Annotated in this window: 17 protein-coding genes; 9 read left to right on the top strand and 8 right to left on the bottom strand. The window is 65.6% G+C overall.

Annotated elements, in window-relative coordinates; genetic code table 11:
* Together AC1D00_RS02470 and AC1D00_RS02465 are read left to right on the top strand one after the other, a co-directional pair.
* A partial coding sequence (locus AC1D00_RS02470; protein ID WP_477009535.1) for an SDR family oxidoreductase occupies nucleotides 1-178 on the top strand: 178 nt, incomplete at its 5' end.
* A gap of 191 nt (nucleotides 179-369) precedes the next feature.
* Nucleotides 370-582: a hypothetical protein gene (locus AC1D00_RS02465; RefSeq protein WP_477009532.1), complete on the top strand. Its 213-nt coding sequence runs from the start codon at nucleotides 370-372 to the stop codon at nucleotides 580-582.
* 215 nt (nucleotides 583-797) lie between these two features.
* Here AC1D00_RS02465 and AC1D00_RS02460 read toward each other — a convergent pair whose 3' ends face one another.
* Genes AC1D00_RS02460 through AC1D00_RS02445 form a run of 4 tightly spaced genes read right to left on the bottom strand, consistent with a single transcriptional unit; the run spans nucleotide 798 to nucleotide 5,058 of the window.
* A complete protein-coding gene (locus tag AC1D00_RS02460) occupies nucleotides 798-1,496 on the bottom strand; it encodes a molybdate ABC transporter substrate-binding protein (RefSeq protein ID WP_477009531.1) in 699 nt (232 codons plus the stop codon).
* A complete protein-coding gene (locus AC1D00_RS02455; protein WP_477009530.1) occupies nucleotides 1,493-3,619 on the bottom strand; it encodes a xanthine dehydrogenase family protein molybdopterin-binding subunit in 2,127 nt (708 codons plus the stop codon). Before AC1D00_RS02455 ends, AC1D00_RS02460 begins: the two co-directional genes overlap by 4 nt.
* Nucleotides 3,616-4,086, bottom strand: a complete 471-nt coding sequence (locus tag AC1D00_RS02450) for a (2Fe-2S)-binding protein (RefSeq protein ID WP_477009529.1) — start codon at nucleotides 4,084-4,086, stop codon at nucleotides 3,616-3,618. Before AC1D00_RS02450 ends, AC1D00_RS02455 begins: the two co-directional genes overlap by 4 nt.
* A gap of 15 nt (nucleotides 4,087-4,101) precedes the next feature.
* The gene (locus AC1D00_RS02445) at nucleotides 4,102-5,058 is read right to left on the bottom strand and encodes a tripartite tricarboxylate transporter substrate binding protein (protein ID WP_477009534.1); all 957 of its coding nucleotides are present in this window, start codon (nucleotides 5,056-5,058) and stop codon (nucleotides 4,102-4,104) included.
* A 251-nt stretch (nucleotides 5,059-5,309) separates the two neighbouring features.
* On the opposite strand from AC1D00_RS02445, the gene AC1D00_RS02440 reads away from it, so the two are divergent.
* A complete protein-coding gene (locus tag AC1D00_RS02440; RefSeq protein WP_477009528.1) occupies nucleotides 5,310-7,424 on the top strand; it encodes a molybdopterin-dependent oxidoreductase in 2,115 nt (704 codons plus the stop codon).
* Here AC1D00_RS02440 and AC1D00_RS02435 read toward each other — a convergent pair.
* A complete protein-coding gene (locus AC1D00_RS02435) occupies nucleotides 7,397-8,767 on the bottom strand; it encodes a caspase family protein (protein ID WP_477009527.1) in 1,371 nt (456 codons plus the stop codon). The two genes, AC1D00_RS02440 and AC1D00_RS02435, sit on opposite strands and share 28 nt — an antisense overlap.
* 178 nt (nucleotides 8,768-8,945) lie before the next feature.
* Here AC1D00_RS02435 and AC1D00_RS02430 point away from each other — a divergent pair, with 178 nt between their 5' ends.
* Nucleotides 8,946-9,728, top strand: coding sequence for an enoyl-CoA hydratase/isomerase family protein (locus tag AC1D00_RS02430; protein ID WP_404558103.1), 783 nt, complete (start codon nucleotides 8,946-8,948; stop codon nucleotides 9,726-9,728).
* Between the two features lie 237 nt (nucleotides 9,729-9,965).
* Here AC1D00_RS02430 and AC1D00_RS02425 read toward each other — a convergent pair whose 3' ends face one another.
* The 3 genes from AC1D00_RS02425 to AC1D00_RS02415 form a co-directional block, all read right to left on the bottom strand.
* Nucleotides 9,966-10,394, bottom strand: coding sequence for a GlcG/HbpS family heme-binding protein (locus AC1D00_RS02425; RefSeq protein WP_027545025.1), 429 nt, complete (start codon nucleotides 10,392-10,394; stop codon nucleotides 9,966-9,968).
* A complete protein-coding gene (locus tag AC1D00_RS02420; protein WP_477009526.1) occupies nucleotides 10,387-13,362 on the bottom strand; it encodes an FAD-binding and (Fe-S)-binding domain-containing protein in 2,976 nt (991 codons plus the stop codon). Before AC1D00_RS02420 ends, AC1D00_RS02425 begins: the two co-directional genes overlap by 8 nt.
* A gap of 103 nt (nucleotides 13,363-13,465) precedes the next feature.
* Nucleotides 13,466-14,203: a GntR family transcriptional regulator gene (locus AC1D00_RS02415; RefSeq protein WP_477009525.1), complete on the bottom strand. Its 738-nt coding sequence runs from the start codon at nucleotides 14,201-14,203 to the stop codon at nucleotides 13,466-13,468.
* Between the two features lie 133 nt (nucleotides 14,204-14,336).
* Between AC1D00_RS02415 and AC1D00_RS02410 the strand changes: the two genes are divergently transcribed.
* The 5 genes from AC1D00_RS02410 to AC1D00_RS02390 all read left to right on the top strand — a co-directional run.
* A complete protein-coding gene (locus AC1D00_RS02410) occupies nucleotides 14,337-15,539 on the top strand; it encodes a pyridoxal-phosphate-dependent aminotransferase family protein (RefSeq protein ID WP_477009524.1) in 1,203 nt (400 codons plus the stop codon).
* 55 nt (nucleotides 15,540-15,594) lie between these two features.
* Complete coding sequence (locus tag AC1D00_RS02405; protein WP_404558099.1) at nucleotides 15,595-16,878, top strand: MFS transporter; 1,284 nt, start codon at nucleotides 15,595-15,597, stop codon at nucleotides 16,876-16,878.
* 117 nt (nucleotides 16,879-16,995) lie between these two features.
* Entirely contained in the window at nucleotides 16,996-18,195 is a 1,200-nt protein-coding gene (locus tag AC1D00_RS02400; protein WP_477009523.1) for a pyridoxal-phosphate-dependent aminotransferase family protein, read from the top strand.
* Nucleotides 18,196-18,219: 24 nt separating this feature from the next.
* The gene (locus AC1D00_RS02395; RefSeq protein WP_477009522.1) at nucleotides 18,220-19,017 is read left to right on the top strand and encodes an enoyl-CoA hydratase/isomerase family protein; all 798 of its coding nucleotides are present in this window, start codon (nucleotides 18,220-18,222) and stop codon (nucleotides 19,015-19,017) included.
* A gap of 152 nt (nucleotides 19,018-19,169) precedes the next feature.
* Nucleotides 19,170-19,899, top strand: a 730-nt coding sequence (locus AC1D00_RS02390; RefSeq protein WP_477009533.1) for a Bug family tripartite tricarboxylate transporter substrate binding protein, incomplete at its 3' end; no start/stop codon positions are given.

Here is a 19,899-nt window from a genome sequence, read left to right as displayed (position 1 = left end):
TCTCTATGCCGGCCACACCGTGTTCAACCGCTGGAGCAGCGCCGACGAGGTCGCAACGGCGGTGGCCTATCTCGCTTCCGACGCCGCGAGCTATGTCAGCGGCAGCACGCTGTTCGTCGATGGCGGCTGGACGGCRGTCGACGGTCCGCCCACCGGTCTCACCCAGCTGCACAAATAGGGCGGCTATCGGGGCCTAGGTGTGTGCTCATAAAGATCGGCTTACGAGGACAAAACGGAAGTCTCCCATCTTGAGCGTGATCGGCGGATTGTGACCCAGAGAGGACATTCCAACCGTTTGACATCTCTATCAGCGCAAGTTCAATTGCGCATATAATTCTCGTCTAAGGTGCAACCCAAGAGTAGCATCCCGTGAGCCTGCCGATCAACAAAGGACTCGATTTCACGCCTTTACAGTGGACTGCCGCGGCTGCTGGGTTTTTCGTGTCAGGCGCTGCGGCTCGAATACTTGTCCTTGAGGGCTATCTCCCGCGCAATTGGGCCGTGATCTTGGTCATCATTGGGTTCGGTGTGCCGCCCGCTATAATCGGCTGGCTGAAAACGCGAAAGCGCGACGTGCCGTAGCCTTGACGCCGAAACGAGTTGTGCGAGCCGAGTCCGCTAACTTAACCGCCCGCTGTTTACGAGTGCTCGACCTACCTTCGCATCAGGTCTCTACTCAACTGACCCAATGACTGCTTCTGGCCCAACTCGGACCTAGGGTGAGGTGAGCCAACCTGCCGCTATCAGAGGCACAGCGGACCTCATACGAAGTGCAGCGAGGTTTGTGAGTACACGCCCTAGTCGGAAAAACCCGCGCGCTGGCGCAGCTCCTTTCGGTCTGCGCCGGTCAGCAAAGAGATCAGCGCGGCGGCTTCTTTCGGATGTGCGGCCCGCGTGGTCACGCCGGCCGTGTACATCGTCACCAGCTCGCAGCCCGGCGGCAGCGATCCCGACAACGCAATGCCGTCGGTCGCGATGATCTCGGTCGCCTGGGTGCAGCCGATCGGCCGCGTCGCGGCGGATGTGGCAAGCTCCCGCATCGCGGTCGCGCCGTTCGGGAATATCTTGAGACGCGATGCGAGCTCGTAGGCGATTCCGAGCCGATCCAGGACCTTTGCGACGTGCTGGCCCGCGGTCGAAGCCCTGGTGTCCGGAACATAGATGGCGTCTGCGGCACGCAGGACCTCGCGCAGATCGGCTTCAGTCTTCACGGCCACCTTGGGATCGCGGTTACGAACCGCAAGCGCGGTTTCAACTCTGCCGACATCTGCGATCGAGGAGGAGACGACGAGCTTCTCCTCCGCGAGCCTTGCGAGGAGTGACTGCGTCAGGATCACGAGATCGGCCGGCGTATTCGCACGCAGCTTGTCGGCCATGATGCCGACGGCGCCGAACTCGCCGTCGATGCCGAACCCGGTCTGCGCCTTGTAGGCCTCGGCAACGCCGCGCACCAGGCCTTGCGCCGCGCCGCCGCTCAAGATGTTCACTGTCGTCACGATGCAAGCTCCATGGCTGCGATGATCTTGTCGCGCGTGATCGGCAGGTCGCGCACGCGCACGCCGAGGCAATCGTGGACCGCGTTCGCGATCGCCGCCGTTACCGGGCCATGCGCGGCCTCGCCGGCGCCGACCGGCTCGCTCTCCGGCCGCTGGATGATCTCGACATCCACCGCCGGCACCTCGCTGAACGTCAGGATCGGATAGTCCGTCCAGGAGGTGGAGGCAATGCGTGTCCGGTCGAAGCGGACGCGCTCCTTCAGCACCCAGCTCGTCGCCTGGATCGCGCCGCCCTCGATCTGGTTGATGACGCCGTCAGGGTTGATGGCCTCGCCGACATCGACCGCGAGCGTGAGCCGCCTCACGCGGATGTCGTCGGAGCCTTCGATCTCCGCAATCGCAGCGCAATAGGCGCCCGTGTTCTTGTAGCGCGCAAAGCCGACGCCGTAGCCGATACCGGTCCGCTTCTCCGGCTTCCACTGCGCGCGCCGGGCCGCGGCGCGGATGACGTCCTTTGCACGCTCGTCGCGCAGATGGCGCAGGCGAAACGCGACCGGATCCTCGTCGCGCAAAACGGCGATCTCGTCGAGCAGGGATTCGATGGCGAACACGTTGCCTTGCGCGCCCAGCGTCCGCAGCGCCGAGGTGCGCACCGGCATGGTCAGCAGGCGGTGGCTGATGATCGTCCAGGCCGGAAAATCGTAGAGCGGAACCGAATTGCGGTCGCCGCCGCCGCCATTGGCCGCCGGTGGATTGGTCGAGATCATGCGCGGGTAGGGATTTGCGATCTCGGTTGCCGCGAGCAGCGCTGGCTGTGCCGCGCGCCCCGGCCGCGCCGCGTGGCCGTTGCTCCAGATCGCATGGCGCCAGCCGACGATCTCGTTGTCTGCATCGAGATCGGCCGCGATCTCGATGGCCATGGCCGCGCCGAACGGCGCGTGGGACATCTCGTCGTGGCGCGACCACTGCACCCGGACTGGACGGCCGCCGGCCGCTTTCGCCAGCAGCACGGCATCGAGCGCAACGTCGTCGGCTGCATTGTGCCCGTAGCAGCCGGCGCCCTCCATATGCTCGACGACGATGTTTTCCGCCGGCAGCCTGAGCACGATCGCGAGATCGGCGCGCAGCAGATAGACGCCCTGGCTGTGGGTCCAGACCTGGACACGATCGCCCTCCCACCGCGCCATCGCACCGGACGGTGCGATCGAGGCGTGCGCGATGTAGGGGCGGGTGTATTGCCGGCGCAGAGTGCGCGCGGCCTTATTCGTCGAAGCCGATGTCCTGGTGTCGATGGTGATCGTCTCGACCGGTTGGCTCTTGAGGAAGCCCGCCAGATCGTTTTCGTCGGGCAGCGGCTCGCCGGCCGACCATGTCGCGCCTTTGCGCAGGGCATTCAGCGCGGCTTCCGCCGCCACCTCGCTGTCGGCGACCACGCCGGCGAAACCGCCGTCGCGAGCGATCGTGACGAGGCCCGGAATCGTGCGCGCGGCCGTTTCATCGAGCGCGGTCAATTTGGCGCCCGAGATGTCCGGCCGCAGCACGCGGCCGTGCAACAGGCCCGGCAGCGCACGGTCGTGGAGGAAACGCGGCCGTGCGAACACCTTGTCGGGAATGTCCACGCGCTGGATGGAATGTCCGGCAATGGCGCGCTTGGCGGCGGTCTTTGCCGCCGCGCCCACGCTGGCGTGGTGGTCGAGCGAGACGTCACCCGCCAGCTCCCAATAGCTGGTCCTGACATTGCCGGGACCCGAGATCGTGCCGTCATCGACATCGAGCAGCGAGGTATCGACGCCGAGGCGTTCCGACGCTGCGACGAGGAGGCGCTGGCGCACTTCGGCGCAAACGTGTCGCAGCGCGCGGCCGGATTGCTGGATCGAAAGGCTGCCCGAGGTGACGCCTTCGTTCGGGCTGGTCGCGGTCGAGGCGCGGATCATGTCGACCCTGGAGATGTCGACGTCGAGCTCGTCCGCCGCGATCTGCGCCAGCGCCGTGACGATGCCCTGGCCGATCTCGACCTTGCCGGGCAAGATCGCCACGCGGCYTTCGCCGGTGAACCGCACCCAGGACGACAGTCTTGGATTGGCGACGAGGCTGACCGGCAGGCTTGGGGCAGGGAGCGTCATGTGGCGGCCATCTCCGAGGCCGCGCGCAGCACGGCGCGGACCATGCGGTTATGCGATCCGCAACGGCACAGGTTGCGGTCGAGAGCCGTTCTGACCTCGGCCTCCGTCGGCGATGGATTGCGCTTCAGCAGCGCCGCCGCGCTGATCAGGATTCCCGCAACGCAATAGCCGCATTGCATCGCCTGTTCGGAGATGAAGGCGCGCTGTAGCGGATGCGGTTGCTCGGCCGTGCCGAGGCCTTCGATCGTGACGACGTCCTTGTCCGCGACCGACCACATCGGCATGTCGCAGGAGGCCATCGCGCGATCGCCGATCATGACATGACAGGCTCCGCACTCACCGGCGCCGCAGCCGAAATGCGGACCGGTGACGCCGAGCCGGCCGCGCAGCACCTCGAGCAGCGTCTGATCCGGATCCGCATCCACAGCCTTGGCCGCGCCGTTGAGCTGGAATTGAATGGTCGGCATGGTCGTTCTACCGCCTCAGGACTTGTCGAACTTCTTGACGACGTCGGCCCATTTCTCGATGTCGCCGCGCAGGAACTTGTCGAACTGCTCCGGCGTCATCGACATGGGCATGGCACCCTGCGCGGTCCAGAGTTTTATGATGTCGGGTCGCTTCACCATTGCGTTTATGGCGGCATTGAGTTTGTCGATAACAGGCTTTGGCGTGCCCGCCGGTGCCATCAGACCGAGCCAGATCGTCGCCTCATAGCCTGCTGCGCCCGCCTCGCCAACGGTCGGAACGTTCGGCAGCACCGCCGAGCGCTGCTGGCCGGTGGTGGCGAGGGCGCGGACCTGGTTCTCGGCGATATTCGGCGCCATTGCCGGCACGGCGTCGATCATCATCTGCACCTGTCCACCGATCACGCCGCTGCGCGCCTCGCCGCTGTTGCGGTAGGGCACGTGGACGACGTTGATGCCCGCCATCGCTTTGAACAGCTCGCCGGCCATGTGATAGGGCGTGCCCTGGCCGGAGGAGGCGTAGTTCAGCTTCCCCGGTTGCGATTTGGCGAGCGCGATGAACTCTTGCAGCGTCTTGGCTGGAACCTGCGGATTCACCACGATGACGAGATCGGAATAGTTCACCGGCGCGATCGGCGCGAGGTCGCGCATCAGCTCGTATTTGCGTTGCTCCGGCGTCAGCAGCGATTCATTCGCGGTCTGGGTGTTGGACATCATCAACAGCGTGTAGCCGTCGGCCGGCGACTTCGCCGCCTCGACGGTGCCGATGACACCGCCCGCGCCGGTGCGGTTCTCGATCACGAAGGGCTGGCCAAAGCTCTCCTGGAGCGCGTTGCCGATCAGCCGGGCCGCGACGTCGGCTGGCCCGCCGGCGCCGAAGGGCACGACGATCCGGACCGCGTGCGCGGGATAGTCTTGCGCCAATGAGGGGGCTGCGGCGGCTACGCCGAGCAGGCCGGCGGCCAGCGCCAGCATGAATCTTCGGGCCGTCACGCCCACCTCCCTGATGTCGTTCTTGTTGGATGCACTGTAGCGGCCGGGAACGCGGACTGTCGACGCCTCACAAGGTCGGTCGTGCCGGGAATATCGGGTGGTTTTCGGGGTCGCCGCGCCGCATTTCGTGCCTGCGGCAGGAACCGGCCGCGCGTGCGGTTTGAGCAAATCGCATGGGTATTGCCGGATAAATGCTCTCGGCCGGCCGGTATTTTGGTGTTACGAACTGGGACATGAACCAGCACGCCAAGATCGAAATCCGCCATTCGACCTGTCCGCATGACTGCCCCTCGGCCTGCGCCCTCGACGTCGAGGTGGTCGAAGGCCGCAGCATCGGCCGTGTCCGTGGTTCGAAGAAGCAGACCTATACGGCCGGCGTCGTGTGCGCCAAGGTCGCCCGCTATGCCGAGCGCATCCATCACCCCGAACGGCTGACGTATCCGATGCGCCGCACCGGGCCGAAGGGTTCCGGGCAGTTCGCGCGGATCTCGTGGGATGAGGCGCTGGACGAGATCGGACATCGGTTCAACGCGGCCGAGCGCGAGTTCGGCGCGGAATCGATCTGGCCGTATTACTACGCCGGCACGATGGGCTTGGTGATGCGCGACGGCCTCAACCGTCTCACGCATGTGAAGAAATATTCGCGCTTCTATCAGACGATCTGCGCCAACGTCGCGCGGATCGGATATGCGATCGGCACCGGCAAGATCGCCGGCGTCGATCCGCGCGAGATGGCGCTCTCCGACCTCGTGGTGATCTGGGGCACCAATCCGGTCAACACCCAGGTCAACGTGATGACGCACGCCGCGCGTGCCCGCAAGGAGCGCGGCGCCAAGATCGCCGCCGTCGACATCTACGACAACGAGACCATGAAGCAGGCTGACATCAAGATCATCCTGCGCCCCGGCACCGACGGCGCCTTCGCCTGCGGTGTCATGCACGTCCTGTTCCGCGATGGCTACGCCGACCGCGCCTATATGGACAAGTACACCGATTGCCCTGCCGAGCTGGAGGCGCATCTGAAGACGCGCACGCCGGAATGGGCCTCTGCCATCTGCGGCGTGCCGGTGTCCGAGATCGAGGCGTTTGCGAAGCTGGTCGGCGAGACCCAGCGGACCTTCCTTCGCCTCGGCTACGGCTTCACCCGCTCGCGCAACGGCGCGACGCAGATGCATGCCGCGCTGTGCATTCCCGCGGTGACCGGCGCCTGGCAATATGAAGGCGGCGGCGCCTTCTTCAACAATTACGCGCTGTGGCACTTCAACGAATCCATCATCGAGGGCCACGACGCGATCGACCGGACCACGCGGGCGCTCGACCAGTCGAAGATCGGCCGCATCCTCACCGGCGATGCCGAGGCTCTGCTCGGCAAGGGGCCGGTCAAGGCGATGCTGATCCAGAACACCAATCCGATGACGGTGGCGCCGGAGCAGGTGCTGGTAGCCCAGGGCTTTGCGCGCGAGGATCTGTTCGTCGCGGTGCACGAGCAGTTCATGACCGAGACGGCGCAGATGGCCGACATCGTGCTGCCGGCGACCATGTTCATGGAGCACGACGACCTCTATTACGGCGGCGGCCACCAGCACATCTCGGTTGGACCCAAGCTAATCGATCCGCCCGGCGAATGCCGCTCCAACCACCAGCTGTTGCAGGCGCTGGCGCCGCGGCTTGGCGCCAGGCATCAGGGCTTCGAGATGACGCCGCGCGAACTGATCGACGCGACGCTGAAGCTCAGCAACCACGGCGACATCGCCGGCCTCGAAGCCGACATCTGGCGCGACCTGCAACCGGACTTCCGCACCGCGCATTTCCTCGACGGCTTTGCCCATGCCGACGGGAAATTCCATTTCAGGGCGGACTGGGCGCATCCGCCGTTCGGCCAGACGATGGGCGATGTCGACCAGATGCCGTCACTGCCCGACCATTGGGCGGTGATCGAGCACGCCGACCAGGCCCATCCGTTCCGGCTTGCGACCAGTCCCTCGCGCAGTTTCCTCAACACCACCTTCAACGAGACGCCGTCCTCGCAGGCGCGCGAAGGCAAGGCGAGCGTGATGATTCATCCGCTGGACGCGGCCTCCCTCGACATCGCCGACGGCGACGCCGTGACGCTCGGCAACACCCGCGGCGAGACCACGCTGATTGCGACGCTGTTCGAGGGCGTGCGGCGCGGCGTCCTGATCGCGGAGTCCGTTCATCCGAACAAGAATCATGTCGGCGGCCGCGGCATCAACATGCTGACGGGCGCCGAAGCAGTGGCGCCGATCGGCGGCGCCGCATTCCACGACAACAAGGTCTGGATCAAAAAGGCGACCTCTGCTCAAGGCACGCACTCGGTCACACCGTAGCCCGCAAACTCCTTTGCGATGTTCGGATCCATCGATTTCGCCAGCGCGATGTCGCTGGCGCCGTCGCCCCCGCTCCTGCGGGTGGCGACGCCGCGGCCGAACAGCGAGGACGACGAGCGTGGGTTGCGCTGGACCGCGTCAGTGTAGTCCTTGATCGCTTCAGTGGTCCGGTCGAGCTTGAGGTTGACGAGCCCGCGGCTGTCGAACGCATCGCTCAAGCCGGGATCGAGCTGAAGCGCCAGATTGCAGTCGGCGAGCGCACTTTGCAGGTCGCCGGTCGCAGCCCGCGTCCAGCAGCGATTGTTCAGCGCTTGCGCGTCCCTGGGGTCACGGCGGATCACCGCGTCAAAATCCTGCATGGCGAGCGCGTGAGCGCGCTTGATCGCGTAGACCTGGCCGCGCTTGTAGCGCGAGATGGCATCGTTGGCGTTGGCCGCGATCTTGCGGCTGAGTTCGGCGATAACAGGGTCTCTTGCGAGGTCGTCCGCACTCGGAGTGGGCTCTGCTTGCGGCACCTCGCAGACCGGCTTCTGCGGCGTCGGCATCGTCGGAGCCGGGTCGGCGGTCGTGTTGTCCGGCGGTCGCGCCACGAGGCCCGCAAACGAGAATTCCGTCGTCAGCGAGGACGACAGCCACGGCACCTGCTCACGGTTGGTGGCGGCGACCACGCCGTTCTTGGTATTGGTCAACGCCTGTTCGGCGCTGATGTTCGGCGCGCGCATCTCGCGCAGCAACTCGGCGACGAACAGGCTGCGATCGGTCTTGCCGGTCGCCGCGACTGCGCCGAGCGCGGTCGAATAGAGCACCAGCGAATTGCTCGGCGCGATCGCCGGCGCAAGGCCGGCCGAATAGCGGCGGAAGCGCCGCTCGAACGGGTTGCGGCGGGAGGCGTCGATCAGGGCGATCTTGATCGCGGCGCCGCGTGTGTTCATCTCGGCGAGAATGGTGTCGAGGCTGAAGCCGTCGCGCGACACGTCGGGCTCGGCCCRGATCTGTGCATCGACGGGAAGCAGGTAGGTTTGCCGGTTGGACTGGATGCCAAAGCCATCGAAGAAGATCAGCGCGACCGCGCCGCGTTCGATGCGGGCATAGAAGCGATCCAGCGCCTGCCGCATGGCGTCGCCCGTGAGGTTCGTCTGCCGGTCGGCCACAAAGCCGTTGCGCTTCAACTCATCGGCGACGGCTTGCGCGTCGTTGGCGGCGTCGTTGAGCACCAATTCGTTGTCGGGATATTTCGCGTTGCCGATCACCAGCGCGAGTTTCGCCGCATCGGCCGCGCGGCTCGTTGTGCCGGCGCACGTCGCGATGAGGCCTGCCAGCAGCAATGCAATGATGGTGCGCATGAAATGGCTCATCGGTCATCGAAATCTCTGGTCAGGATAGAGGTCGTGGCCGGTAATTCAATCGGCAACCGAACTTGCGCTCACACGCTATGGTGACACGGCGTTGCAGAATGCCCTTGCACCCGCCGCCCGACCTGCCGCAAATGGCAGAAAACGGGAACAAGGAAGCGAGCGTGCCATGACCGACACCACAGCCGTCATCACCGAGAAGCGCGGGCAGGCGTTCTGGATCACCATCAACCGGCCGGAGAAACGCAACGCGCTGAATGGCGAGGTCATCGCCGGCATCACCAAAGGCTATCGCGACGCGCATGACGACAAGGACGTCCGCGTCATCGTGCTGACGGGCGCGGGCGACAAGGCGTTCTGCGCGGGCGCCGATCTGCAGAACTCCGGTGCGGCTTTCGCGATGGATCATTCCAAACCAAATGTCGACTATGCCGATCTGTTACGTTTGTCACAGAACGCCACCAAACCGGCGATTGCGCGGGTCGGCGGCGTCTGCATGGCCGGCGGCATGGGCCTGTTGTGCATGACCGACATGGCGGTTGCGGCCGATCACGTCATCTTCGGCCTGCCGGAGGTGAAGGTCGGCGTTTTTCCGATGCAGGTCCTGAGCCTGTTGCAGAGCATCGCACCGCCGCGCCTCGTCAACGAATGGGCGCTGACCGGCGAGCCGTTCGACGCGAAGGCGGCGCAGGCAGCGGGCCTGCTCAACTACGTCGTGCCGACGGCCGAGCTGGACGCCAAGGTCGACTGGCTGATCGGCCGTATCGTCGACAAATCCCCGACCGCGATCCGCCGCGGCAAATACGCCATGCGCGCCATCGCCTCGATGTCGTTCGACGAGAGCATCGCCTACACCGAGAGCCAGATCGCGCTGCTGGCGATGACCGAGGATGCGAAAGAGGGCCTGAAGGCGTTCAGCGAGAAGCGCAAGCCGGTTTGGACGGGCCGATGAGGGCGGAGCTCTCAGTCAGCGTCGTCCCGGCGAAGGCCGGGACCCATACTGCGTGATCCATCTGTGACGGGCGGCGTCAGTACCGCGGGAATGCCCCATCACTAAACTAACAGTCTTCGCCAAATTTTTGCCTGTGGTTATGGGTCCCGGCCTTCGCCGGGACGACCTCGGGGAGAGAGCATCGCCAATACTGCAACAAGGTCATTGCGAGCGCAGCGAAGCAATCCAGACTGTCTCCTACCCCGCGTTGGCCTTCAATCCCGCCGCCTGGATGCCCGCGACCGCGCAGGCCTCGTCATTGTCGGAGGTGTCGCCGGATACGCCGACGGCGCCGAGCAATGTGGTGCCGTCCATGATCAGCACGCCGCCGGGGACCGGCACCAGCGCGCCCTTGGCAATCGTGTTCACGGCGTCGATGAAATAGGCCTGCTCCTGGGCCCGCTGGTACAGCGCGCGCGACCCCATGCCCATGGCAAGCGCGCCATAGGCCTTGCCGTGCGCGATCTCGCCCCGCATCAGGCTGGTGCCGTCCTGGGCTGCTGCGACCTTGAGCACGCCGCGCGCGTCCAGGATGGTGACGACAAGCGGCTTCAGCTTCAGCTCGGTGGCCTTCGCGAAGGCGGCGTCGAGGATCTTGCGGGCGGTGTCGAGCGTCAGTTCAGCCATGGTTGGGTTCCTTTGCAGCTGGAGAAGGGGAATTGGTGTTGGCGCGATCGAGGCTCATCGCCAGCACGCGCGCGACGTGAAGCGCTTCGCGCTTTGTGCCGTCGTGGATCTGGTGCCGGCACGAGGTGCCGTCGGCGACGACCAGCGTATTCTGATCCGCGCGCCGCACGGCGGGCAGCAGCGACAGCTCGGCCATCTCGATCGAGGCGTCATAGGTCTCAGTGCCATAGCCGAAGGCGCCGGCCATGCCGCAGCAGCTGGACTCGATGGTCTCGACCYCGAGGCCGGGAACGAGCCGCAGCACCTGCTCGACCGGCTTGAAGGCGCCGAAGGATTTTTGATGGCAATGGCCGTGCACCACGGCCTTGTCGGCGACGGCGCCGAGCGGCAGTTGCAGCCGGCCGGCCTGGGCCTCGCGCACCAGGAATTCCTCGAAGGTCAGCGCATGGGCACTGATGGCCTTGGCGTCATCGTCCTTGCGCAGGGAGGCGAGCTCGTCGCGCAGCGTCAGCAGGCAGCTTGGCTCGAGGCCGACGATCGGCACGCCGCGCGCGGCGAAAGGCGCGAAGGCGGCCACCAGCCGGTCCAGCTCTGTCTTGGCCTCGTCGACGAGACCCGCCGAGAGGAAGGTGCGCCCGCAGCACAGCGGGCGGCTGCCGCTCGCCGGCTTGGGCAGATGCACGCGATAACCGCCGGCAGCGAGCACGCGCAGCGCGGCGTCGAGGTTTTCGCGCTCATAGATGCGATTGAACGTATCTGCGAACAGCACGACCTCGCGGCCGCTCTCCGGGCCGACCGCTTGCGCGGGCGGCGCAAACACGTCGCTGCGGAAGGCAGGAAGGGCGCGGCGCGCGCTGATGCCGGCAAAGCGCTCGAACAGCTTTCGCAGCAGCGGGCTGCGGTTGCGCAAATTCGCGAGCGGCGCGAAGCGCGAGGCGAGGCCGGCATAGCGCGGAAGATAGCCGACCAGGCGGTCGCGCAGCGTCAGGCCGTGGGAGGCCGTGCGCGCGGCGAGGACCTCGATTTTCATCTTGGCCATGTCGACGCCAACAGGGCACTCATGGCGACAGGCCTTGCAGGAGACGCAGAGCTTGAGCGTCTCCATCATCTCGTCGGAGGAAAGCGCATCCGCGCCGAGCTGGCCGGAGATCGCGAGCCGCAGCGTGTTAGCGCGCCCCCGAGTGACATCCTTCTCGTTGCGCGTCGCGCGGTAGGACGGGCACATCACGCCGCCCTCGAGCTTGCGGCAGGCGCCGTTGTTGTTGCACATCTCGACCGCGCCCTGGAAACCGCCGCCGGCGCCGGGATAGGCGGACCAGTCGAGCTTCGTCTTCAGCTCCGTGACGCGATAGTCCGGCCGGTAGCGGAACAGCGAGCGGTCGTCCATCCTGGGCGCATCGACGATCTTGCCGGGATTGAGGACGCCATCGGGGTCGAAGCGCTGCTTCACCTCCCTAAAGTCGGCAACGAGGCGTTCGCCGAACATCGTTTCGTGGAATTCCGAGCGCACCAGACCGTCGCCATGCTCGCCGGAATGCGAGCCCTTGTATTCGCGCACCAGCGCGAAGGCCTCTTCGGCGATGGCGCGCATCGCCTTGACGTCCTTCTCCAGCTTCAAATTCAGCACGGGCCGCACATGCAGGCAGCCCTCGGAGGCATGCGCATACATCGTGCCGCTGGTGCCGTGCCTGGCAAAGACCTCGTTCAGCCGCGCGGTGTAGTCGGCGAGATGCGGCAGCGGCACGGCGCAGTCCTCGACGAAGGAGACCGGCTTGCCCTCCTGCTTCATCGACATCATGACGTTGAGGCCGGCGGCACGGAAATCCGCGATGCCGCTTTGCAGCGCGGGCTCGACGATCTCGACCACGCCGCCCCATTTGCGCGTGTCGTTGTTCCAGCCGAAGCCGAGATCGCCCATCAGCTCGCCGAGCTGCTTCAGGCGCAGGATATTGTCGGCCTGGTCCTCTTCGGCGAATTCGACCACCAGCACGGCGTCCGGATCGCCCTTGATCGCGGCCGAGATGATCGGCCTGAACATCGCGATGTCGCGGCCGAGCGCGATCATGGTGCGGTCGACCAGCTCGACCGCGATCGGCTTGAGCTTGACCAGATGCTGGGCCGCATCCATCGCCTCGTAGAAGCTGCCGAAATGGCAGACGCCGAGCGCCTTGTTGCGGATCACGGGCCAGAGCTTCAGCTCGACCTTGGTGGTGAAGGCGAGGGTGCCTTCGGAGCCGACCAGCRGATGCGCCATGTTGTTCGGCGCGTTGCGCGGCACCAGCGCATCGAGATTGTAGCCGCCGACGCGGCGCTGCACCTTTGGAAAGCGCGCGGCGATCTCGTCGGCCTCGCGGCTGCCGAGATCGAGCATGTCGCGGAACAAGGCGCGCGTGCTGTCGCTGACCTCGACGTCGGAGAGATCGCGCGAGACCTCGCCGAAGCGGCTGAGCGTGCCGTCGGCAAGCGCCGCCTCCATCGACAGCGTGTTGTCGCGCATGGTGCCGTAGCGCAAGCTGCGGCCGCCGCAGGAATTGTTGCCGGCCATGCCGCCGATGGTGGCGCGGGAGGCGGTGGAGACGTCGACCGGAAACCACAGGCCGTGCTTCTTGAGCTGGCGGTTGAGGTCGTCGAGCACGATGCCGGGCTCGACCACGCAGGTGCGGTTCGCGACGTCCAGCGACAGGWTGCGGTTCAGGTGCTTCGAGAGGTCGACGACGAGGCCGTCATTGACGGTCTGGCCGCATTGCGAGGTGCCGCCGCCGCGCGGGGTGACCTTGCGGCCCTCGTCACGGGCGATCGCCAGGGCCTTCAGCGCCTCGTCCATGGTCTTGGGCACGACCACGCCTGCGGGCACGATCTGGTAGAACGAGGCGTCGGTGGCGTAGCGGCCGCGGCTGAAGCGGTCGAACAGGACGTCGCCGGTCAATTCCGACCGCAGGCGCCGTTCGAGCGAGGAGGCGTTTGTCATCCCTGATCCCGGGCTGACCCAGCGAGGCTCAGCCTTGCTGAGTTATTCATTATTGTTCATGACCGATTATATTATGAATTCAAAATGAGCAAGCCAGCCGCCGTCAGGACGAGGCTGGCGCGTCCTCTTGCGGCTCGGTCAGGTGCTCGATCGCGGCCATTCGCTTGTTGCGCAGGTGCTGGAACAGGATGTCGCTGAGCTCGCTGCCGGCGCGGCGGCGCAGCGCATCGAGGATGGCCTCGTGCTCGCGCATGGCTTCCGCCCAGCGCTGCCGCTTGCGGGCGAAATTGGCGGAGTAGCGGACGCGGCGAATGCGCCCGGCGAAGTTGGCGTAGGCCGTCTTCAGCGTCTCGTTGCGCGCGGCCGCCACGATGCTCTCGTGAATGCGCTGGTTGGCCTGGAAATAGCCGTGCATGTCGCGGTGCAGATAGTGGCCGTACATCTCGTAATGCAGCTGCTCGATCGCGATGATTTCCGCATCGGTAATGGCCTCGCAGGCGAGGCGCCCGGCGAGGCTTTCCAGGCCCGCCATGACGTCGAACAGCTCCTCGAGGTCGCGCTGGCTGAGCTGGCGCACCCGGGCGCCGCGGTTCGGTAGCAGCTCGATCAGGCCTTCGGCGGCGAGTACTTTGAGCGCCTCGCGCAAGGGCGTGCGGGAGATGCCGAGCATCTCGCAGAGCTGGCGCTCGGGAACGCGCGCGCCGTCGGGAATGTTGCCTTCGACCACGTAGTCGCGCAGCCGCAGCAGGATCTCGCCGTGAAGCGAGGCCTCCTGGCGGTCACCGCCGTTTCCGGCCGGCGGGGCTAAGGGAATCCCGGTGTCGGGAATCGTGGATTTCATTTGCAGCACAATAGTTTGCTCGTTTGGTCACGTCGACGTCCACAATCGAATACCAAATTTCGATTGAAAGGACAAAAAATGAATGCAAAATAGTCGGCGCCGCCGACCAGAACCCGCCGACAGGGAGGTTTTCATGCACCAGGGACGCCATTTCCTTCAGATTCCGGGCCCAAGCCCGGTCCCCGAGCGCGTCCTGCGCGCCATGGACATGCCGGTCATCGACCACCGGAGCGCCGAATTCGGCGAGCTCGGCCGGACCGTGCTCGAAGGCAGCCAGAAGATTTTCCAGACCGCGGGGCCGGTGGTGATCTTCCCCTCGTCGGGGACCGGCGCCTGGGAGGCTGCGATCGTCAACACGCTGTCGCCGGGCGACAGGGTGCTGATGGTCGAGACCGGCCATTTCGCCACCCTGTGGCGCCAGATGGCGGGCCGCTTCGGCATCGAGGTCGATTTCGTTCCCGGCGACTGGCGTCGCGGCGCCGATCCCGCCGTGATCGAGGCGAAGCTCGCCGAGGACAAGGCACGCGCGATCAAGGCCGTGATGGTCGTGCACAACGAGACCTCGACCGGTGCGACCAGCCGCATCGCCGAGATCCGCGCCGCGATCGACCGCACCTCGCATCCCGCGCTGCTGATGGTGGACACCATCTCCTCGCTCGGCTCGGTCGACTACCGCCACGACGAATGGAAGGTCGACGTCAGCGTCAGCTGCTCGCAGAAGGGCTTCATGCTGCCGCCCGGCCTCGGCTTCAACGCGATCTCGGAGAAGGCCCGCGCTGCGTCCAAGACCAACAAGATGCCGCGCTCCTATTTCGACTGGGAGGAGATGCTGAAGCCGAACGCGAAAGGCTTCTTCCCCTACACGCCGGCGACCAATCTGCTCTACGGCCTGCGCGAGGCGATCGCGATGCTGCTCGAAGAGGGGCTCGACAACGTCTTCGCCAGGCATCAGCGGTTAGCGGCGGCCACGCGTGCCGCCGTCAATCATTGGGGCCTCGAGGTGCTCTGCCAGGAGCCGGCCGAGTTCTCGCCGGTGCTCACGGCGGTGCTGATGCCGCCGGGACATGATGCCGATCAGTTCCGCCAGATCGTGCTTGAAAACTACAACATGTCGCTCGGCTCGGGCCTGTCGAAGGTCGCCGGAAAGGTCTTCCGCATCGGTCATCTCGGCGAATGCAACGCGCTGACGCTGCTCGGCGCACTCACCGGCGTGGAGATGGGCCTGTCGGTTGCGGGCGTGCCGCATCGCTCCGGCGGCGTCGATGTCGCGATGAAGCTTTTGGAGCAGCGCCCGCAGGGCAATGCGTCGCCGCATCTGAAAGTGGTCGGCACTTAAGTCGCGCGGGACACGCGAGCAGCAATCATAACAACAGCAATTCGGGAGGGGTGAGATGGGGGTTCGGTTCAAGGCCACGCATGTCGTGCTGGCGATGCTCTGCGCGATGTATTTCATTACCTATGTCGACCGGGTGAACATCGGCACGGCGGCGAGCGAGATCCAGAAGGAGCTGGGCCTCTCGAACACCCAGCTCGGCCTCGTCTTCTCGGCCTTCGCCTATCCTTATCTGCTGTTCCAGGTGATCGGCGGCTGGGTCGGCGATCGTTTCGGGCCGCGCAAGACGCTGTTCTGGTGCGGCATGATCTGGGCGGTGGCGACCATCATGACCGGCTTCGTGCACGGTCTTACCGCGCTTTTCATCGCGCGCTTCGCGCTCGGCTTCGGCGAGGGCGCGACGTTCCCGACCGCAACACGCGCGATGCAATATTGGACGCCGGCGAACCGCCGCGGATTTGCGCAAGGTCTGACCCATTCCTTCGCCCGGCTCGGCAATGCCGTCACGCCGCCCGTGGTGGCGCTGTTGATCCTCTGGCTGACCTGGCGCGGCGCCTTTGTCGTGCTCGGCTTCGTCAGCCTCATCTGGGGCGTGATCTGGGTCTGGTACTTCCGCAACGAGCCGAAGGAGCATGCCTCCATCACCGAAGCCGAGCTTGCGGCGTTGCCGCCGCGCCCGACCGGCGAGCGGCCGCGGGTGCCGTGGGGGCCGCTGCTTGGCCGGATGTGGCCGGTGACGCTGACCTATTTCTGCTACGGCTGGTGCCTGTGGCTCTATCTCAACTGGCTGCCGCTGTTCTTCAAGAACAACTACGGTCTCGACATCAAGAACTCGGCGCTGTTCGCCTCCGGCGTGTTCTTCGCCGGCGTGGTCGGCGACAGTGTCGGCGGCGTGCTGTCGGACAAGATCCTCGACCGCACCGGCAATGTCCGCCTGGCGCGGCTCAGCGTCACCGTTGCGGGATTTACGGGGGCGCTGCTCTCGCTGTTTCCGATCCTGTTCGTCCACGACATCACCATCGTCGCGCTGTGCCTGTCGGCCGGCTTCTTCTGCGCCGAGCTCGTGATCGGCCCGATGTGGTCGATCCCGATGGACATCGCCCCGAAATATTCCGGGACCGCCTCGGGAATCATGAATACCGGCTCGGCCTTCGCGGCCATCGTCTCCCCGCTGGTCGCGGGCTTCGTGATCGACGCGACCGGCAACTGGTACCTGCCGTTCCTGATGTCGATGGGGCTGCTGCTGCTCGGCGGCTTTTCCGCCTTCCTGATGCATCCGGAACGCCCGTTCGCGGAGGGCGAGGGCAGGTTGCCGTCCGGAAAGGTGGTGCCCGCGGAGTAGGGGGCGGCGGAGGCCCGCCGCCCATGCATGGGAGGAGCCTTAAGGAGAGGGGACAAGCCGGTCAAATGGTGCTATTCGGCGGCCATCAAAATCAAGGCAAGACCGGGAAGGACGCCGATGACCGTGCATACTGGAAGGCATTTCCTACAGATTCCAGGACCGACCAACGTGCCCGACCGCGTGCTGCGGGCGATGGACATGCCGACGCTGGACCATCGCGGTCCGGAGTTCGCCGAGCTCGGCTTCGCCGTGCTTGCCGCGATGCAGCGCGTGTTCCGCACCAAGCAGCCCGTGATCATCTTCCCCTCGTCCGGCACCGGCGCCTGGGAAGCGGCGATGGTCAACGTGTTCTCGCCCGGCGACAAGGTCCTGATGTGCGAGACCGGCCAGTTCGCCGTGCTGTGGCGCGGTATCGCCGACAAGTTCAAGCTCGACGTCGACTTCATCCCGAGCGACTGGCGCCATGGCGCCGATCTCGCCGAGATCGAGAAGCGGCTCGCGGCCGACAAGCAGCACACGATCAAGGCGGTCTGCGTCGTGCACAACGAGACCTCGACCGGCTGCGTGACCCCGCCGCTGGAGGTGCGCAAGCTGCTCGATCGCGTCAAGCATCCGGCGCTGCTGATGGTCGACACCATCTCCGGCCTCGGCTCGATGGAATACGAGCACGACGCCTGGGGCATCGACGTCTCGGTCGCGGGCTCCCAGAAGGGCCTGATGCTGCCGCCCGGCCTCGGCTTCAACGCGGTCTCGGAGAAGGCGCTCGCGGTCGCCAAGGCCAACCCCGGCATGCGCTCCTACTGGGACTGGCAGGAGGTCATCAGCTTCAACAACCTCGGCACCTTCCCCTATACGCCCGCGACCAACCTGCTCTACGGCCTGCGCGAGGCGGTCAAGATGCTGGAAGAGGAAGGGCTGGAGAACGTCTGGACCCGCCACAAGCGCCACAGCGCGGCGACGCGCGCTGCGGTCAAGGTCTGGGGCCTGGAGACGCAGTGCGTCGATCCCGCGGCGCATTCGCCTGCGCTGACCGGCGTGCGCGTGCCGGATGGACACGACGCCGACGCCTTCCGCAAGGTGGTGCTGGAAAACTTCGACATGTCGCTCGGCACCGGCTTGAACAAGGTCAAGGGCAAGGTGTTCCGCATCGGCCATATCGGTCATTTCAACGATCTGATGCTGATGGGCACGCTCGCGGGTGTCGAGATGGGCCTCGATCTTGCAAAGATTCCGCACCGGAGCGGCGGCGTATTGGCGGCCATGGACGTCCTGAAGGGACGCGATGCGGTGCCGATGGCCAAGGCACAGGTGGCCTGAACTAACCTTGAAAGTGAGCGCGCGATGAACGCACCGACGACTGCCAACGAAGACCTGCTCTACTCCGTCCAGGACGGCATCGCGCGGATCACCTTCAACCGCCCGCAGGCGCGCAACGCAATGACCTTCGCCATGTATGACCGCATGGCGGAGATCTGCACCGAGATCAACACCGACCGTTCGATCAAGGCGCTGATCCTGACCGGCGCCGGCGACAAGGCGTTCGCCTCCGGCACCGATATCTCGCAATTCCGCGCCTTCAAGACCGCGCAGGACGCGCTCGATTACGAGGCCCGTATCGACCGCGTGCTCGGCACGCTCGAGCAGTGCCGTGTGCCCGTGATCGCGGCGATCGCGGGGGCCTGCACCGGCGGCGGCGCCGGCATTGCCGCCTGCTGTGACCTCCGCATCGGGACCGAGACGACGCGCATCGGCTTTCCGATCGCGCGCACGCTCGGCAACTGCCTGTCGATGTCCAACATCAGCCGCGTCGTCTCGCTGGTGGGACCTGCCCGCACCAAGGATATGATCTTCAAGGCGCGCCTGGTCGAGGCGCCGGAAGCGCTCGCCCTCGGCCTGCTCAACGAGATCGTGCCCGACGTCGAGACGCTTCAGCGTCGCGCCGACGAGACCGCCAAGCTCGTCGCGAGCCACGCGCCGCTCACGCTCGAAGCAACCAAGGAAGCAGTGCGCCGCATCCGCCGCACGCTGTCGCGCGAAGAGGGCGAGGACCTGATCCTCAAGGCCTATATGAGCGAAGATTTCCGCGAGGGCATGGACGCCTTCCTCAACAAGCGCACGCCCGTCTGGAAGGGCAAGTAGCGAGCGCGCCGTCGAGCGCTTTCCGTCAGCCGAAAGTCATATGCGGCGACACGACCGTCTGCTTGAACTCGTCAGCAATAGTCCGCACAATGTAGCGATAACCTTCCCGGCATCACAAAGCCAATAAGAATCAGGGGACGAAACTCGTGCGAATTTCAGTGAAAGCCTTCGGCGCCGCGACCGCGCTGTTGTTGGGCACGCCGGCTTTTGCCGGCTGGGAACCGACCAAGCCGGTCGAGATCGTGGTGGCGGCCGGTGCGGGCGGTGCTTCCGATCAGATGGCGCGGATGATGCAGGCCGCGATCCAGAAGAACAATCTGATGAAGCAGCCGATTGTCGTCTCGCTCAAGGGCGGCGCCTCGGGCGCGGAAGCGCTGATGTACATGAAGTCCAGCGAGGGCGACCCCAACAAGGTGCTGATCGCCTATTCCCTGATCTACATGCTGCCGCTGTCGGCGAAGATTCCGTTCAACTGGCGTGAGCTGACTCCGCTTTCGGTGATTGCGCTCGACCAGTTCGTGCTGTGGGACAACAGCGCCGGTCCGAAGACGGTGAAGGAATTCGTCGCGGCCGCGAAGGCGGCGAGCTCGCCGTTCAAGATGGGCGGCACCGGCTCCAAGCGCGAGGATCACGTGCTGACCGTGTTCCTGGAGCAGAAGACCGGCGCGAAATTCTCCTATCTGCCCTACAAGTCCGGCGGCGAGGCCGCGACCCAGCTCGTGGGCAATCACACCGAAGCCAACGTCAACAACCCCAGCGAAAACCTCGAAGTCTGGCGCGCCGGTCAGGTGCGTCCGCTCTGCGTGTTCGACAAGGAGCGCATCTCCTACACCAGCAAGGTGACGGACACGCAGTCCTGGGCCGACATCCCGACCTGCAAGG

It is taken from the genome of Bradyrhizobium sp. P2_E8, assembly GCF_056403875.1.
This window is presented reverse-complemented; position numbering and strand designations above follow the sequence as displayed.

Bases quoted from the DNA above. Each gene is read 5' to 3' on its own strand.
- AC1D00_RS02450 (WP_477009529.1), bottom strand. From the start codon at position 4,086: ATGCCGACCATTCAATTCCAGCTCAACGGCGCGGCCAAGGCTGTGGAT.
- AC1D00_RS02445 (WP_477009534.1), bottom strand. From the start codon at position 5,058: ATGCTGGCGCTGGCCGCCGGCCTGCTCGGCGTAGCCGCCGCAGCCCCC.
- AC1D00_RS02440 (WP_477009528.1), top strand. From the start codon at position 5,310: ATGAACCAGCACGCCAAGATCGAAATCCGCCATTCGACCTGTCCGCAT.
- AC1D00_RS02430 (WP_404558103.1), top strand. From the start codon at position 8,946: ATGACCGACACCACAGCCGTCATCACCGAGAAGCGCGGGCAGGCGTTC.
- AC1D00_RS02425 (WP_027545025.1), bottom strand. From the start codon at position 10,394: ATGGCTGAACTGACGCTCGACACCGCCCGCAAGATCCTCGACGCCGCC.
- AC1D00_RS02415 (WP_477009525.1), bottom strand. From the start codon at position 14,203: ATGAAATCCACGATTCCCGACACCGGGATTCCCTTAGCCCCGCCGGCC.
- AC1D00_RS02410 (WP_477009524.1), top strand. From the start codon at position 14,337: ATGCACCAGGGACGCCATTTCCTTCAGATTCCGGGCCCAAGCCCGGTC.
- AC1D00_RS02405 (WP_404558099.1), top strand. From the start codon at position 15,595: ATGGGGGTTCGGTTCAAGGCCACGCATGTCGTGCTGGCGATGCTCTGC.
- AC1D00_RS02400 (WP_477009523.1), top strand. From the start codon at position 16,996: ATGACCGTGCATACTGGAAGGCATTTCCTACAGATTCCAGGACCGACC.
- AC1D00_RS02395 (WP_477009522.1), top strand. From the start codon at position 18,220: ATGAACGCACCGACGACTGCCAACGAAGACCTGCTCTACTCCGTCCAG.